At 59.2% G+C, this 16,064-nt stretch carries 11 protein-coding genes; 3 read left to right on the top strand and 8 right to left on the bottom strand.

Translation table 11 applies throughout. From position 1 onward, the window contains the following. Nucleotides 1-948: 948 nt before the first annotated feature. The 4 genes from BOP93_RS24510 to rpsU all read right to left on the bottom strand — a co-directional run bounded on the left by BOP93_RS24510 (nt 949) and on the right by rpsU (nt 9,002). Entirely contained in the window at nt 949-4,320 is a 3,372-nt protein-coding gene (locus BOP93_RS24510) for a bifunctional diguanylate cyclase/phosphodiesterase (protein ID WP_104504918.1), read from the bottom strand. Nucleotides 4,321-4,455: 135 nt separating this feature from the next. Continuing rightward, nucleotides 4,456-6,306 carry an RNA polymerase sigma factor RpoD gene (gene rpoD, locus BOP93_RS24505; protein ID WP_104504917.1) on the bottom strand — a complete coding sequence of 617 codons (1,851 nt, stop codon included), beginning with the start codon at nt 6,304-6,306 and terminating at the stop codon, nt 4,456-4,458. A gap of 67 nt (nt 6,307-6,373) precedes the next feature. Next, nucleotides 6,374-8,344, bottom strand: a complete 1,971-nt coding sequence (gene dnaG, locus BOP93_RS24500) for a DNA primase (RefSeq protein WP_104504916.1) — start codon at nt 8,342-8,344, stop codon at nt 6,374-6,376. A 442-nt stretch (nt 8,345-8,786) separates the two neighbouring features. Next, a complete protein-coding gene (gene rpsU, locus BOP93_RS24495) occupies nt 8,787-9,002 on the bottom strand; it encodes a 30S ribosomal protein S21 (RefSeq protein ID WP_002551877.1) in 216 nt (71 codons plus the stop codon). A gap of 202 nt (nt 9,003-9,204) precedes the next feature. Here rpsU and tsaD point away from each other — a divergent pair, with 202 nt between their 5' ends. Then, the gene (gene tsaD / locus BOP93_RS24490; protein WP_065885497.1) at nt 9,205-10,230 is read left to right on the top strand and encodes a tRNA (adenosine(37)-N6)-threonylcarbamoyltransferase complex transferase subunit TsaD; all 1,026 of its coding nucleotides are present in this window, start codon (nt 9,205-9,207) and stop codon (nt 10,228-10,230) included. Nucleotides 10,231-10,248: 18 nt separating this feature from the next. On the opposite strand, the gene plsY is transcribed toward tsaD, so the two are convergent. After that, a complete protein-coding gene (gene plsY, locus BOP93_RS24485; RefSeq protein ID WP_104504915.1) occupies nt 10,249-10,818 on the bottom strand; it encodes a glycerol-3-phosphate 1-O-acyltransferase PlsY in 570 nt (189 codons plus the stop codon). A gap of 74 nt (nt 10,819-10,892) precedes the next feature. On the opposite strand from plsY, the gene folB reads away from it, so the two are divergent. Next, nucleotides 10,893-11,246 carry a dihydroneopterin aldolase gene (gene folB / locus BOP93_RS24480; protein ID WP_065894165.1) on the top strand — a complete coding sequence of 118 codons (354 nt, stop codon included), beginning with the start codon at nt 10,893-10,895 and terminating at the stop codon, nt 11,244-11,246. Beyond that, the gene (gene folK, locus BOP93_RS24475; protein WP_104504914.1) at nt 11,237-11,755 is read left to right on the top strand and encodes a 2-amino-4-hydroxy-6-hydroxymethyldihydropteridine diphosphokinase; all 519 of its coding nucleotides are present in this window, start codon (nt 11,237-11,239) and stop codon (nt 11,753-11,755) included. Before folB ends, folK begins: the two co-directional genes overlap by 10 nt. A 72-nt stretch (nt 11,756-11,827) precedes the next feature. Here folK and BOP93_RS24470 read toward each other — a convergent pair whose 3' ends face one another. From BOP93_RS24470 to BOP93_RS24460, 3 genes are all read right to left on the bottom strand, one after another. Beyond that, nucleotides 11,828-13,060: a multifunctional CCA addition/repair protein gene (locus tag BOP93_RS24470; RefSeq protein WP_104504913.1), complete on the bottom strand. Its 1,233-nt coding sequence runs from the start codon at nt 13,058-13,060 to the stop codon at nt 11,828-11,830. Nucleotides 13,061-13,123: 63 nt separating this feature from the next. Next, entirely contained in the window at nt 13,124-14,689 is a 1,566-nt protein-coding gene (locus BOP93_RS24465; protein ID WP_104504912.1) for a SpoVR family protein, read from the bottom strand. Continuing rightward, complete coding sequence (locus BOP93_RS24460; RefSeq protein ID WP_104504911.1) at nt 14,686-15,957, bottom strand: YeaH/YhbH family protein; 1,272 nt, start codon at nt 15,955-15,957, stop codon at nt 14,686-14,688. Before BOP93_RS24460 ends, BOP93_RS24465 begins: the two co-directional genes overlap by 4 nt. Nucleotides 15,958-16,064: the final 107 nt, after the last annotated feature.

Genomic DNA, 16,064 nt, shown 5'->3' with positions numbered 1-16,064 from the left:
GGTTCGGACATCCCTGAGCGTGGGCACCCCAGGCAGGTGAAGGATTGTGAGAAGTGTATCGGCGATGAGGTATCTATCCCATGAGAGAGCTCGCGTCGCGCATACCCTTCTCTGCAGTGGGAGGATCGCGTGCCTAAGACATTTACACCCTGCAAGATCATCTGGTTGCTTTGGCAAACATCGCGGTTTGAGAGCCTCAAATCGCCCGCTATCCGCTATCCGCTATCCGCTATCCGCTATCCGCAAGCGCTTGGCGAAATGTGGCTTAGCCGAGTAGAGACGACAACCGGGAGCCTGGAGGCAGTCGAGGGAAAAAACCTCAACTAGATAAGAGTTCGCTCCAAAACAGCCACGGACGCGACTGAGGCGAACTGTCCGCAGCCCTAATGGTGTCGCTCATAGATGAGCGAGCACTAGCCTAGGGAGCGTGGGATAGAAAGGGAATTTTTGAATGAAAAGCCGCACTCAAGGAATGCGGCTTTTGAATTGGTGGGCCCCCCCGGAGTCGAACCGGGCACCAACGGATTATGCGTACCACTTCAGTTTTCACTGCCTCTTTCGAGTTCGTGGTCTGGACTGTCTCTTACCTTTCGGCTCGCCCGTACAGTCTCTACACCTTCCTTGAAATCTCAAGGCTTGGCTCGGGATTACCACGCTGACGCAGAGGCTTCCCCGAATTTGAGCGATTCTACCAAGGGACAGAGTCAACTTATCCCAGGGCAACCCATTTGCTCATCACCGTGCCCTGCGAAGGGGGGAGGTTCTGAGCCGTTAAGTCCGCTGCTCTAACCAACATGAGCTAGAGGCCCGAATTTGCCGCGTGAAGCTATCAAATCCACAGTTCAAATACCACACTGTGATCCATACCACATAAGAACCGTGGACCAAAGGATTATGAGTCCTCTGCTCTGACCAACTGAGCTATAGGCCCTTGTAACTGGACGCGGATTATAGCGACGGTTTCCTCGCTGTGCCATCCGTAAAATCCCTCATCCGTGTACGAAGGAAGGTTTCGGCAAATAGCTCTGGTGGCAGGGGCAGGCTGACGATGTAGCCTTGCATCTGTTCACAGCCTTCTGCGGCGAGGAATGCTTGCTGTGCGGGGTTCTCCACGCCTTCGGCGATGATGGTGAATTGCATGCTGTGGCCGAGGGCGATGATGGCGCGCACGATGGCGGCGTCGTGGGGGTCGTCGGGCAGGCCGCGGACGAAGGATTGGTCGATCTTGAGGAAGTCCAGCGGCAGGCGCTTGAGGTAGCTGAGGGACGAATAGCCGGTACCGAAATCATCGATTGCCAGTTGTACGCCGAGTCTTTTGAGCTGGTGCAGCACCGCGAGTGCTTCTTCCGCCTGGCTCATGATGAAGTTTTCGGTGATCTCCAGTTGCAGGCAGCCGGGTTCCAGGTAGTAATCGCGCAGCAGCTGTTCGATGCGCGACAGCAGGTTGGGGTGGCGCAGCTGCGCGCCGGCGAGGTTGACGGACAATGGCCCGAAATCCTCGAAAGCGCCTTGCCAGGCATGCAGCTGTCGACACGCTTGTTCCAGTACCCAATCGCCGATTTGCAGGATCGTGCCGTTCTCTTCGGCCAGGGCGATGAAGTGTTCGGGCGGTACGTCGCCAAAGGTCGGGTGGTGCCAGCGAATCAGCGCTTCGGCGCCGATCAGTTCATGAGTGATAAGGCTGCGTTTGGGTTGGTAATACAGGCTCAGTTCTTTACGTTCGATGGCGCGGCGCAGCTCGTGCTCCAGTGCCACGCGTTCATTGGCCTGGGCCGTCAGGTCGCGGGTGTAGCATTCAACGCGGTTGCGGCCCTTGGCTTTGGAGCGGTACATCGCGGCGTCGGCGTTTTTGACCAGGGTGGCGACATCGGTGCCGTCCTGCGGATACAGGCTGGTGCCGATACTCGCGCTGATAAAGAACTCATGCTCGCCGGCCTGGAAGGGCGGCGTGAAGCAGTTCAGCAGTTTGTTCGCCAGGTATTGCGCGTCGCTGGCCTGTTGCAGTCCGGGCAGCAGGATGATGAATTCATCGCCGCCCAGGCGGGCGACGGTGTCGATATCGCGCAGTTGTTCCTTGAGGCGTACGGCAATGTCCTTGAGCAGCAGGTCACCGACCGGGTGGCCGAGGCTGTCGTTGATGTGTTTGAAGCGGTCCAGGTCGAGAAACAACACAGCGCCTTGATTCCCGCTTTCCTGCTGGCCATTGAGGGCGGCTTGCAGGCGGCTTTCAAACAGCGTGCGGTTGGGCAGGCCGGTTAACGGGTCGTGATGGGCCTGATAGTCGAGGCGCGCCTGGGCGAGCTTGAGGCTGGAGATGTCGGCAAATACCGCGACGAAGTGGGTGACCACCTGGTCGCTATTGCGCACCGCGCTGATGGTGAGCCAGCTTGGGTAGAGCTCTCCGTTCTTGCGGCGGTTGGAAATTTCGCCCTGCCAGTGTCCCTGGGTCGTCAACTGGTGCCACATCGCGGCATAGAAGGCGCTGTCGTGCAGGCCGGACGCGAGCAGGCGCGGGGTGTGGCCAAGCGCTTCGGCTTCGCTGTAGCCCGTGATTTCGCTGAACGCGCGATTGACGGCGCTGATGTTCTGCCGCGTGTCGGTGATCAAGACGCCTTCGGCGGTGCTCTCGAACACGGTGGCGGCCTGTTGCAGTTTTTCCTGCATTTGCTGGCGTTCGGTGATGTCGCGGGCGATGGTCAGCATGCAGTCCTCTTCGCCGATGGGCAGCGGGCGGCTGGACAGTTCGCAGAGGCGAATCCGGCCATCGACGTGGCGAATATGGCAGATGAAATCGCGCACAAAGCCGTCGCGCTGCAGCAATTCCAGCATGTGCTTGTGTTCATTGAGGTCGACCCAAATGCCGAGGTCCAGGGCTGATTGATCGAGCGAGGTGGCGCTGGTGTAACCGGTCAGGTGGCTGAAGCCTTCGTTTACTTCTATCAGCAGGCCATCGCTTTGACGGCTCAGCAACAAGCCATCGGGGGAGGCATGAAATGCCTTGGCAAACTTCTGTTCGGACAGCTGCAGTGCCTCTTCCGTGCGCTTGGCCTCGCTGATGTCGATCATCAAGCCGCGCAGCACCGGTTCGCGGCCGTATTGGATCAGGCTGACAATATCGCGTACCCACAGGCAACGGCCATCGGCGGTGATCACGCGATAGTCGATGCTGTGATCACGGTTGGCGCGGGTTTCACGGTAGCAATAGGTTTCGGCGTGTGTCAGGTCGGCAGGGTGAATGATGTTGCGCCAGAAGCCGGGGATCAGCCAATGGGCACGGGGGTAGCCAAGCAGTTCCTCGGCATGGGGCGACACGTAGCTGTAGGTGAAATCGCTGATGCTGGCTTCCCAGGCGATGGCGGACAGACTTTCGACCAGGCCGCGGTAGTGGTATTCGCTGCTGCGCAGTTCTTGCTCAAGCGCCACTCGGCGGGAAATTTCCGAGCTGAGCCGGCGATTGGTTCGAATCACAATGACCAGCACGGTGCTCAGCAGCAACACCGCAGGTAGGCCGTACAACAACAAATCCATCCAGAACGTGCGGTGATCGCTGAAGCTACCCACCCAATGCTGCTGGATCGCATCGGTTTCGGCCGGGCTGAGATCGGCGAGCACCTTGTCGAGGATACCCACGAGTATTTTCTCATCCCGTGGCACGCCCATTGCCAACTGATAGCGATAGGGCGTTTCGCCGCTGACGTACAAACCGTCGAGTTTCAGCTGGCGCAGGCTCCAGACACTGGACGCCAGGTCACTGACTACCGCATCCACGTCATCGGTGGCCAGGGCCTGCAGGGTGGAGCTGACGTTAGGCATCGCGACGAGATTGAGATCCGGGTGGTGGGTACGCAGTAGTTCATGGGGTGCGTAGTTTTCCACCACGGCGATTTTCAGTCCGTACAAATCCTTGAGGTTGCGTGGTTTCGCACCGCCTTCATGGGCCAGTATTACGATGGGGAAGTCGAGATAGGGGCGCGTGAAGGCCAGGAAACTCTGGCGTTCCGGCGTGGACATGATACCGGGTAGCAGGTCGAGCTGATTGTTGCGCGCTTGTTCGAGCAAGGCGGTCCAGTTCGCGGGCTCGATCAGCTTGACCCTGATGCCCAGGCGATCCTGGATCAGGCGTACGTAATCGGCGGCCAGGCCCTGGTAGCGGCCATCTTCATCGCGGTATTCAAAAGGTGGCCAGGACGCATCCACCCCAAGGCGCAGCTCCTGATGGTCCGTCAGCCAGCTACGCTCATCATCAGTGAGAGTCATCGCGCCAGCCGTTGCGGTCCAGGTCAGCAGCGACAGCAGTATCACGGTCGGCAATCTGGGCATAACGGTCTCGTTATGGCACGGGGAATGTCTCGAGTGTAGACGGGCATTGCGCGGGCGGGGCGTTGCGGGGCAGTTAATCTGTGGAAAGAAATGGCAGAAAAGCAAAACCCCCGGCCTGGGCCGGGGGTTCTGGTATCACTCGTCGAGGAAGGAGCGCAGATGCTCGCTTCGCGTCGGGTGACGCAACTTGCGCAGCGCCTTGGCTTCGATCTGACGGATCCGTTCACGGGTCACGTCGAACTGCTTACCGACTTCCTCAAGGGTGTGGTCGGTATTCATGTCGATGCCGAAACGCATGCGCAGTACCTTGGCTTCACGGGCAGTGAGGCCGGAGAGTACGTCGCGAGTCGCTTCTTTCAAGCTTTCAACAGTGGCGACATCGATGGGCGACTGCATGGTCGAGTCTTCGATGAAGTCACCCAGATGGGAGTCTTCGTCATCACCAATCGGCGTTTCCATGGAGATCGGCTCTTTAGCGATCTTCAATACCTTGCGGATTTTATCCTCAGGCATTTCCATGCGTTCGCCCAGCTCTTCCGGAGTCGGTTCGCGACCCATTTCCTGCAACATCTGCCGGGAAATACGGTTGAGCTTGTTGATGGTCTCGATCATGTGCACCGGAATACGGATGGTGCGGGCCTGGTCGGCGATCGAGCGAGTGATCGCCTGACGGATCCACCAGGTGGCATAAGTCGAGAACTTGTAGCCACGACGGTATTCGAACTTGTCCACAGCCTTCATCAGGCCGATGTTGCCTTCCTGAATCAGGTCGAGGAATTGCAGGCCGCGGTTGGTGTACTTCTTGGCGATGGAGATCACCAGACGCAAGTTGGCTTCAACCATCTCTTTCTTCGCGCGGCGGGCCTTGGCCTCACCGATCGACATGCGACGGTTGATGTCCTTGATCTCGGCGATCGTCAGGCCTGTTTCAGCCTCCAGTGCGCTCAGTTTCTGCTGGCAACGGATGATGTCCGGCTGCAGGCGACCAATGGCTTCGGCGTATTTCGCCTTGCCTTTGGCCAGGGCGTCACTCCAGGTTTCGTCAACTTCGTTGCCCGGGAACTGGCGCAGGAAGTCGGTACGCGGCATGCGCGCATCACGGACACAGAGCTGCATGATCGCACGCTCTTGTGCACGCAGACGCTCAAGGGCGCTACGAACCCGTTCAACCAGGCCTTCGAATTGCTTGGGCACCAGCTTGATCGGCATGAACAGCTCGGCCAGGGCCAACAGCTCGGCAATCGCCTGCTTGTTGCCACGACCATGCTTTTTCAGCGCCTTGCGGGTGATTTCCATTTGATCGGAAACCGCACCGAAACGCTGGGCAGCGATGACCGGGTCTGGACCGCTTTCGACTTCATCTTCTTCGTCGCTGCTGGCTTCAGCATCGTCGTCTTCGGTTTCGTCGTCCGCTTTCGGCGCTTTTGGATCTACCGGCGGCGGTATTTCGGCGGCAGGTGGCGCAATGCCGTCGTCCGGGTCGATATAACCGCTCAGGACGTCGGACAGGCGGCCACCTTCGGTGGTGACGCGAGTGTACTCGGAGAGAATGTGGTCAACCGTGCCAGGGAAGTGCGCGATTGCGCCCATCACTTCGCGGATGCCCTCTTCGATACGCTTGGCGATTTCGATTTCGCCTTCGCGTGTCAGCAACTCGACGGTACCCATTTCACGCATATACATGCGCACAGGGTCAGTCGTGCGACCGATGTCGGTCTCCACCGCAGCCAACGCGGCAGCGGCTTCTTCAGCGGCTGCCTCGTCGGTATCGGCGTCGGCCAACATAAGGGCGTCCGCATCCGGAGCACTCTCGTGTACGGGGATCCCCATGTCATTAATCATGCGGATGATGTCTTCCACCTGCTCAGGATCTGAAATATCCTCAGGCAGGTGGTCGTTGACCTCTGCGTAAGTCAGATACTTCTGCTCACGACCAAGGGTGATCAACTCTTTGATACGAGACTGCTGTTGCGCTTTTCCGGACATAACACCCTATCCACTGAAGGTCTTGGCGGGCAAAAAACAAGCCGAGGATTATACCCGAGCTATGACCTCACACGCCAGCTGAGGTCGGGTTTGATGTGCAAACGTTCTGTTTTAAAAGGTCGCGCATCTGTTTTGCTATCTGAATTTGCTCTTCAGCCGACAATCCCGGCTGTCTTGCTCTCTTAATGAGCTCATCGAGGGTCTGTGTGTGCTGACCCGCGGATAACCTATTAATGGTGTCTAAAAACTGTTGTTCAAGGTTATCGCCGTCAATTAGCCACTCCTTTTCCGCAAGTGCCTTCAACAGGCGGCCTTGTTCCGTGCCATGCCAGCGAGCCATCAGCTGGATTGAGTTTAGCTTAGGATTTTTCTGCACGGCCTCGATCAAGGCGATTAGCACTTGGGCGTAGGTGTTGCTTTCGTTGGCGAAATGGTCGGCGCTTTCAACCTTGCCCGCCAATTGCGGGTGATGGATGAGCGTGCGCAAGGCAATCAGCGTCGGCGCTTCCACGGCAACCGGAGTGCGCGGGGCGTGAGCCTCATCGCGGTCGCCGCGTTTGCCATTCTTGCTCCAGGGCTTCTTGTCCCATTTCTTGCCGCCGGCGCCGGGCTTTTTCGGCGTCCATTCCTGCTGGGGCGCATACGCCTCCTGCGGTTGGTGGAAGTCGGAATAGTCCGGCATGGCGTCGTAATCCATGCCAGGGTCGTAGGCCGGTGGAGCATCTTGCGGTGCGTTATGCACCAGCTGGCTGACGGCTTCGCCGCTCAAGCCGGTGATTTCCAGCAAGCGCATGCGCATCAGTGATTTCAGGTTGGCGCCGGGGACTTTATCGATCAGCGGCGCTGCGAGGGTGGCCATATGGGCCTTGCCTTCAAGCGAGCGCGGGTCGGCTTCTTCGGTCAGCTGCTGGAAGAAATAGTCCGCCAGCGGCTGCGCGTGTTGATTGATGCGGGCACGGAACGCGTCGGTGCCTTCGGAGCGCACCAGGGTGTCCGGGTCTTCGCCTTCGGGCAGGAACAGAAAGCGTGCGCGGCGCCCATCCTGCAGGCTCGACAGCGTAGCCTCGAGTGCGCGCCAGGCGGCGTTGCGGCCGGCCTGGTCGCCGTCGAAGCAGAACAGCACGCTGGGCACCACGCGAAACAGGCGTTTCATGTGTTCTTCGCTGGTGGCGGTACCGAGCGTTGCCACCGCATTGCGCAGGCCTTGCTGGGCCAGGGCGATCACGTCCATATAGCCTTCAACCACGATGATTTCGTCGAGGTTGCGGTTGTTCTTGCGTGCCTCAAACAGTCCGTAGAGTTCCTGGCCCTTATGGAAAACCGGGGTTTCCGGAGAGTTCAGGTACTTGGGCTTGTCGTCCCCCAGCACGCGGCCACCAAACGCGATGATGCGGCCGCGGCTGTCGCGGATGGGAAACATCACGCGGTCACGGAAGCGGTCATAGCGCTTGCCGGTCTCGGCATTTTCCACCAGCAGGCCGGCATCAATCATGGCTTTTTGCTGGAGCGTATCGCTGCTCAGGTGCTTGTACAGATTGTCCCAGCCGGGTGGTGCAAAACCGAGGCCGAAGTCCCGGGCGATTTCACCGGTGAGGCCGCGGCCCTTGAGGTAGTCGACGGCGGCCTTGCGCTGCGGATGGCTTTTAAGTGCCTGTCGATAGAAGTCGGCAGCGGCGGTCAGCAGTGGATACAGCGGCGAGTCGGTGGGCTGTCGCGGTTTGTGCGCGCGGCCACTTTCTTCGCGGGGGATCTCCATGCCGGCGGCTTTTGCCAGGTCCTCGACGGCCTGGGGGAAATCCAGGTTGTCGTGGTCCATCAGGAAGCCGAGGGCATTGCCGCCTGCACCGCAACCGAAGCAGTAATAGAACTGCTTGTCCGGGCTTACGCTGAACGACGGGGTTTTTTCTTTATGGAACGGGCAGCAGGCGGTGTAGTTCTTGCCGGCTTTTTTCAGTTGCACGCGTGAGCTGACGACATCGACGATGTCGGTGCGGTTCAGAAGGTCGTCAATAAAGCTCTGGGGAATCAGCCCGGCCATGGCGTTCTCGTCATCACTGCGTGTAAATGAGGGCCCGTGAAATGTTCAAGCGCGCGTTGGGTGCCTGATCATTATCGTCTGCATGGGATGTCAGAGAGTGTATCTGTCGAACATTCGCTGACGTTAGTTTCTATCAGTGTTCGACGAATAAAAGTTGCCCGTGAGTCCGGTCTTGACCTGCGGGCGGTCTCGGAAGCTCAGCTATGGGCACAGTCGACACAGTATGATCGCCTGCTTGAAGAATTAGGTGTGCTCGTCAGTAGCCTTGTTAGGCTCGTCAGAAGAGACGTGCACCGCTGGCAAAAGAGCCAGTCCTGACGTTTGAAGCGGTGTCTCGGTCGCGTGTGCGGCGTCGACGATGAAGCATCAAGCGATATCCGCAAATGCCAACAGCCCGGCTGAGGGCCGGGCTTGGCAGAAGCTTGCTACGAACGTCTGTGTATTAGTACAGACGAACGGCGCGGCGCTGCTCGCGCTGAACTTTCTTGGCGTGACGCTTAACAGCGGCTGCTGCTTTACGCTTACGCTCAGAAGTTGGCTTCTCGTAAAATTCGCGGCTACGAACTTCAGCCAGAACACCGGCTTTTTCGCAGGAGCGCTTGAAACGACGCAGAGCTACGTCGAAGGGTTCGTTCTCTTTTACTTTGACGGCTGGCATCCAGAGCTACCTTCTTTCATTACCGGGATCAACGTTCTCGTCGCAAAAAATTCGCGGCTGAGGTCGTCGGTTTTTAAGGGTTGCGGATGTTAACCCCTCATTGGCAGGAATGCAAAGCCTCTGATCGAAAACCGCTAGTCGGGAGGGGGAGTGGCGACTATTATGCGCGCCTTCGAATTCAGCCTCTACAAGGCGCAAACCCATGCTAGTACTGGGACTTGAAACCTCCTGCGACGAAACCGGTGTCGCACTTTACGACAGTGAACGCGGGCTCCTGGCCGATGCACTCTTCAGTCAGATCGACCTGCATCGCGCCTATGGCGGCGTGGTGCCGGAGCTTGCCAGCCGTGATCACGTCAAACGTATGCTGCCATTGATCCGCCAGGTGCTGGATGAAGCCGGCTGCGTGCCGACCGAGATCGATGCCATTGCCTATACCGCAGGTCCCGGATTGGTCGGAGCCCTGCTGGTTGGGGCTTCCTGTGCCCAGGCGCTGGCATTTGCCTGGGGCATTCCGGCCCTCGGTGTGCACCACATGGAAGGTCATTTACTGGCCCCGATGCTGGAAAAAACACCGCCGGCGTTCCCGTTCGTCGCTTTGTTGGTTTCGGGGGGGCATACGCAGCTGGTTCAGGTCGACGGCATCGGTCAATACACGTTGTTGGGCGAGTCGCTGGACGACGCCGCCGGCGAAGCCTTTGACAAGACCGCGAAGATGATGGGGCTCAATTACCCCGGCGGTCCGGAAATCGCCCGCCTCGCCGAAAAAGGTGTGGCCGGTCGTTACACGTTCCCGCGGCCGATGTGTGATCGGCCTGGTTTGATGTTCAGCTTCAGCGGCCTTAAAACCTCCGCGCTCAATACCTGGCAGCAGAGCGTCAGCGCCGGGGACGACGGCGAGCAAGCCCGTTGCGACATCGCGCTGGCGTTCCAGCAGGCCGTGGTAGAGACTTTGACCATCAAGTGCAAGCGTGCCCTGAAGCAGGCCGGCATGAAGCGTCTGGTGATTGCCGGCGGCGTCAGCGCCAACAAGGCCTTGCGCAGTTCGCTGGAGAAGATGCTTGGGGAAATGAAGGGCGATGTGTTTTACGCGCGCCCTGAGTTTTGCACCGACAATGGCGCGATGATCGCCTACGCCGGCTGCCAGCGCCTGCAGGCCGGGCAGCATGAAAGCCTGGCGATCAGCGTACAGGCGCGTTGGCCGATGGAGCAGTTGTCGCCTTTGTAGGGGGTAAGGTGGTCCCTGTTAAAAATGCCGTTCGCGCCCGGCAAACAGGTCGCGTAGATTGCCGCGGTGGCGCCAGACGATCAGCAGTGTCAGCACGCTCATCGGCAGCAGCGCCGCCGGCTCCTGCCAGGCCAGCAACGGCAGGGTGAGCGGTGTGGCGATCAGCGCCGCCAGGGAGCTGGTGCGGGTCAGGTAGAACGTCAGCAGCCAGGCGAGCACCGCCAGCAGGGCTGCCGGAGGGTAGATCCCCAGCAGCAAGCCGGCCGCGGTGGCGACACCTTTGCCGCCGCGAAAGCGGAAGTACAGGGGGAACAGGTGGCCGAGGACGGCGCAGATGCCCACCCAGGCCTGCTGTTGCAGGGTAAGGCCCGCAAGGCTGGCGATCAGTACGGGCAGCAGGCCCTTGCAGAGGTCGCCCAGCAGCGTCAGCACGGCAAGTTTCTTGCCGGCCAGGCGCAACATATTGGTGGCGCCGGCATTGCCTGAGCCACTCATTCGCGGATCGGGATTTCCCGTCAGGCGGCTGAGCAAAATGGCAAAGGACAGCGAGCCGAGCAGGTAGGCGAGAATCGCCAGTGACCAAAACATGCTAACTATTCCGGGCGAGGACGCCCTGATTCTAACGGGGCATCGCGCCCTTGTCGTGCTGCGGAGAAGAGTGCTTGGACAGAGTGTTTATCGAAGGCCTGGAAGTCGACACCGTGATCGGCGCCTACGACTGGGAGCGCGGCATCCGTCAATGCCTGCGCCTGGACCTGAGCTTTGCCTGGGACAACCGTCCGGCCGCCGCCGGTGACGACCTGAGCCTGGCGCTGGATTACGCCAGTGTGTCCGCGCGTATCCAGGCCTTTGCCGAACAGTCCCAATACCAACTGGTGGAAACCTTCGCCGAGCGCCTTGCCCAAGTGCTGATGAGTGAATTCCAGATTCCCTGGCTGCACCTCAAATTGACCAAGCCAGGCGCCGTCCCGGCCGCCAAGGGCGTGGGCGTGGAGATCGAGCGCGGATGTCGCTGACTCAGGTTTACCTTGGCCTTGGCAGTAATATCGAGCGCGAGCTCAATTTACGTGCGGGCCTTGATGCGCTGGCGAGCTTTTTGACGGACATGCGCTGTTCGGCGGTGTTCGAAAGCCAGCCGGTGGGTATCAAGAGCGGGCCGTTCTTCAATCTGGTGGTGTCGGGCTGCACCGACCTGCCGTTGATGGAGCTGGACCGCCGGTTGAAATCCATCGAGGCCGACAATGGTCGTTATGCGCCCGATCGCAAAGGCTTGCCGCTGGATATCGACGTGCTGCTGTATGGCGATCTGGTGGGTAACTTTGATGGTTTGGTGCTGCCGCGTGCGGAGATCCTCAAGAACGCATTTGTCTTGTGGCCGCTGTCGATGATGGCGCCGGATCGTGTTCACCCTGAGGTGGGCAAGACCTTGGCCGACCTATGGCGCGGTGCGCAGATTGACCAGGTGCTGGCGCCTGTCGGGTTTGAATGGCAGGGCCGGCAACTCACGGCAGACGTGCTTCTGTAGGAGCCGAGCTTGCTCGCGAAGAACGTGAACGATAACGCGGCGCTCTCAGGTTTTTCGCGAGCAAGCTCGCTCCTACAATGGGCCTTGTTGTTGCTTGTAGGCTTTGAGCGCGTTAAGCCGTTCACGCTTGAGCGCTTCGCCCAGCGCGGGGCCTTTGAAGCCTTTTTCCAGCAACGGTGCTACCTGCACCTCGCGCGCAGCCTTCGCCGCGCCACGCAAATAATCGGCCTGTGGATAAGTTCGCTGTTCAAAGCCCGTGCGACCCCGCGCATCCATCTCGCAGGCGAGCACAAACTCCTCAAAGCGTTGCGGGCGACGGTAGACGTCAAAACTCTGCAGCAATTCCAGCAGTGTCGAGGCCTTCAGCTCCAGGGCTCGATGGCCGTGGGTGTGATATTGGCCCACCAACAGCGCCAGTTCCTGGCAATCCCTTGGCACTTTGAAGCGTTCATTGACGGTCTTGATCAGCTTCAAGCCCCGATGTTCGTGGGCAATATGCTGCGGCAACTTATCCACAGGCGTCAGGCCCTTGCCCACGTCGTGCAGCAGGCAGGCCCAGCGTACGGTCAGCGGTAGCTTGTGCAAGGCCGCCTGCTCCAACACGCTCAATGTGTGCAGGCCTGTGTCGATCTCGGGATGATGGGCTGCGGGCTGCGGCACGCCGAACAGCGCATCCACCTCCGGCATCAAGGTTTTCAGCGCATTGCAGTCGCGCAGCACCTGGATGAACACCTGAGGCTGATCTTCCATCAGTGCCCGGGAAATTTCTTTCCAGCTGCGCTCCGGGGTCAGCGCCTCCAGTTCGCCGGATTCGCTGAGCTGACGCATCAGCGCAAGCGTTGGCGCGGCCACGGTGAATCCGAGGTGCGCATAACGCGCGGCGAAGCGCGCAACGCGCAGCACTCGCAAGGGATCTTCGGCGAAAGCGGGCGATACGTGACGTAAAATACGCGCGTCCAGATCGCGTTGGCCGTGGTAAGGGTCGGTCAGATTGCCCTCATCGTCTTCAGCCATGGCATTGATGGTCAGGTCGCGACGAATCAGGTCTTCTTCCAGCGTGACTTCGGGGCTGGCGTGAAATACGAAGCCGCCGTAACCCCGGCCACTTTTACGTTCGGTGCGGGCCAGGGCGTATTCATCGCCGTTTCTGGGGTCCAGGAACACGGGGAAGTCAGCGCCGACCGGTTTGAAACCTTTGGCCAGCATCTCTTCAGTGGTGGCGCCGACAACGACGCGGTCGATGTCGGTGACCTTGATGCCCAGCAGGCGATCACGCACCGCACCGCCGACTTTGTAGATTTTCATGAAAAAGCCTCCATTAGCGGCACAGGATACCGCCTGTGCCTGGCCAATGGATGCTTTGCCGTTTCAGAGATGCACGACGGCCAGGTCCAGGCGGCCGTAGTCGTTGTCGTTGTGATCGCTGCGCGGTGGGACATGGTGGGTCTTCATCACCTGGTCGCCCTGCAGGGTTTCCAAGTGGATATCGAAGCCCCACAGCCGGTGCAGGTGCTTGAGCACTTCCTCGGTGGATTCGCCCAGGGGTTTGCGATCGTGCTGCTGGTGACGCAAGGTCAGCGAGCGATCACCGCGCATATCGATGCTGTAGATCTGCACGTTGGGCTCGCGGTTGCCCAGGTTGTACTGCGCCGCCAGGGTCTCGCGGATAGTCCGATAGCCAGGCTCGTCATGGATTGCCGGGACTACCAGGTCCTCCTTGAGGTCGTCGTCCATGATGCTGAACAGCTTCAAATCGCGAATGACTTTGGGGGACAGGTACTGCAGGATGAAGCTCTCATCCTTGAAACTGCTCATGGCGAACTTGATGGTGGAGAGCCAGTCACTGCCGGCGATTTCCGGGAACCAGAGACGGTCTTCGTCGGTGGGGTGCTCGCACATGCGACGGATGTCACGGTACATCGCAAAGCCCAGTGCGTAGGGGTTGATGCCGTTGTAGTAGGGGCTATCGAACCCGGGCTGGAACACCACGCTGGTGTGGGAGGTGAGAAACTCCATCATGAAACCGTCGGTGACCAGGCCCTCGTCATACAGGTCGTTCATCAGCGTGTAGTGCCAGAAGGTCGCCCAGCCCTCATTCATCACCTGAGTCTGGCGCTGTGGATAAAAGTATTGGGCGATCTTGCGCACGATGCGCACGATTTCCCGCTGCCAGGGTTCCAGCAACGGAGCGTGCTTTTCCAGGAAATACAGGATGTTTTCCTGAGGTTCGGCGGGGAAGCGCGCATTGTCCTTGTCGCTGTTCTTGCCGGCACGCTTTGGAATGGTGCGCCACAGATCGTTGATCTGCTTCTGCAGGTGTTCCTCACGCTCCTGCTGGCGCAGGCGTTCTTCTTCGGCCGAAATCGGATAGGGGCGTTTGTAACGGTCGACGCCGTAGTTCATCAGGGCGTGGCAGGAGTCGAGCAAATCCTCTACCGCGTCAATGCCGTGGCGCTCCTCGCATTGCATGATGTACTGCTTGGCGAACACCAGGTAATCGATGATCGAACTGGCATCGGTCCAGGTGCGGAACAGGTAGTTGCCCTTGAAAAAGCTGTTATGCCCGTAGCATGCGTGGGCCACCACCAACGCCTGCATGCAGATGGTGTTTTCTTCCATCAGGTAGGCGATGCAGGGGTCGGAGTTGATCACGATCTCGTAAGCCAGGCCCATCTGGCCGCGGGTGTAGGACTTTTCGGTGCTGAGAAAGTGTTTGCCGTAGGACCAATGGTGATAGCCCAGCGGCATGCCGACGGAGGCGTAGGCATCCATCATCTGTTCGGCGGTGATCACTTCGATCTGGTTGGGGTAGGTGTCCAGTGCGTAACCCGCCGCGATGCGGCTGATTTCCCGGTCATAGGCCTGGATCAGTTCAAAGGTCCACTCGGACCCGGTGGAAATAGGTTGGCGCTTATGCTCTTTTTTGGCGGTCATGTCACTAACCTGCGCTGGAAGAGTTCACGGAAGACCGGGTAGATATCGCCGGCCGAGACCAGTTGCTGCTGGGCAAACGTGTCGGCAAAGGCTTCGCCGATGCGCTCGTATTCGAACCACAGCGCCTGGTGCTCACGAGGGGTAATTTCGACGTAGGTGTAGTACTGCACGAAAGGCATGATCTGGTTGATCAGAATATCGCGGCAGATCGGCGAGTCGTCGTTCCAGTTGTCACCGTCGGAAGCCTGGGCCGCATAGATGTTCCACTCATTGGCCGGGTAGCGCTCAGCCATGATTTCCTGCATCAACTTCAGGGCGCTGGAGACGATGGTGCCGCCGGTTTCCCGCGAGTAGAAGAATTCTTCTTCGTCCACTTCCCGGGCGCTGGTGTGATGGCGGATAAACACCACATCGATCTTGTCGTAGTTCCGCTTCAAGAACAGGTACAGCAGGATAAAGAAACGCTTGGCGATGTCCTTGGTGGCCTGAGTCATGGAGCCGGATACGTCCATCAGGCAGAACATCACGGCCTTGGAGCTGGGGTTGGGTTGTTTGACCAGCAGGTTGTATTTCAAGTCGAAAGTATCAAGGAACGGCACGCGATGAATGCGCGCGCTGAGTTTCTCGATTTCTGTCTCTATTTCCTGGATATCGCCGAAGTTGTCCGGTTCTTCGCGCTTTAAACGCGCCAACTCCTCCTTGGCGTGCTTGAGCTTTGCACGGCTGCTGCCCGACAGGGCGATACGTCTGGCGTGAGCTGAGCGCAGGGTGCGGATGATGTTGATACGGGACGGGTTGCCCTCGTTGCTGATACCGGCGCGTACGGTTTTGAAGGTGTCGGTGCCGGTCAGGTTGCGCTTGACCAGGTTGGGCAGCTCCAGGTCCTCGAACATGAATTCAAGAAATTCCTCCTGGGTGATCTGGAACACGAATTCGTCCATGCCCTCGCCGGAGTTTCCGGCCTTGCCCGCGCCCTTGCCGCCACCGCCCCCTTGAGGACGTGCAATGTGTTCACCGGTCGTGAATTCCTTGTTGCCGGGATGCACCACCGTCTGCTTGCCGCCCCGGCCGTGGTGTAGCACGGGTTCGTCGATGTCGCGTCCGGGAATGCTGATTTGTTCGCCATGTTCCATGTCAGTGATGGAACGGCGGCTGACGGCCTCTTCAACCGCCTTTTTGATGTGGTCACGGTAACGCCGCAGGAAACGCTGGCGGTTTACCGTGCTCTTGTTCTTGCCATTGAGGCGTCGGTCGATCACATAGCTCATGGGGAGCCCTCCGGGCAGCTTCACGTTACAAGCTTCAAGCCGCGAGCTGGAAGCTTAAGGACAAGCGGTCGACTGCCAGGCGTAACGCCTGGCAGTGAGCACCTGTC

It is taken from the genome of Pseudomonas orientalis, assembly GCF_002934065.1.
Lineage (GTDB): Bacteria > Pseudomonadota > Gammaproteobacteria > Pseudomonadales > Pseudomonadaceae > Aquipseudomonas > Aquipseudomonas orientalis_A.
This window is presented reverse-complemented; position numbering and strand designations above follow the sequence as displayed.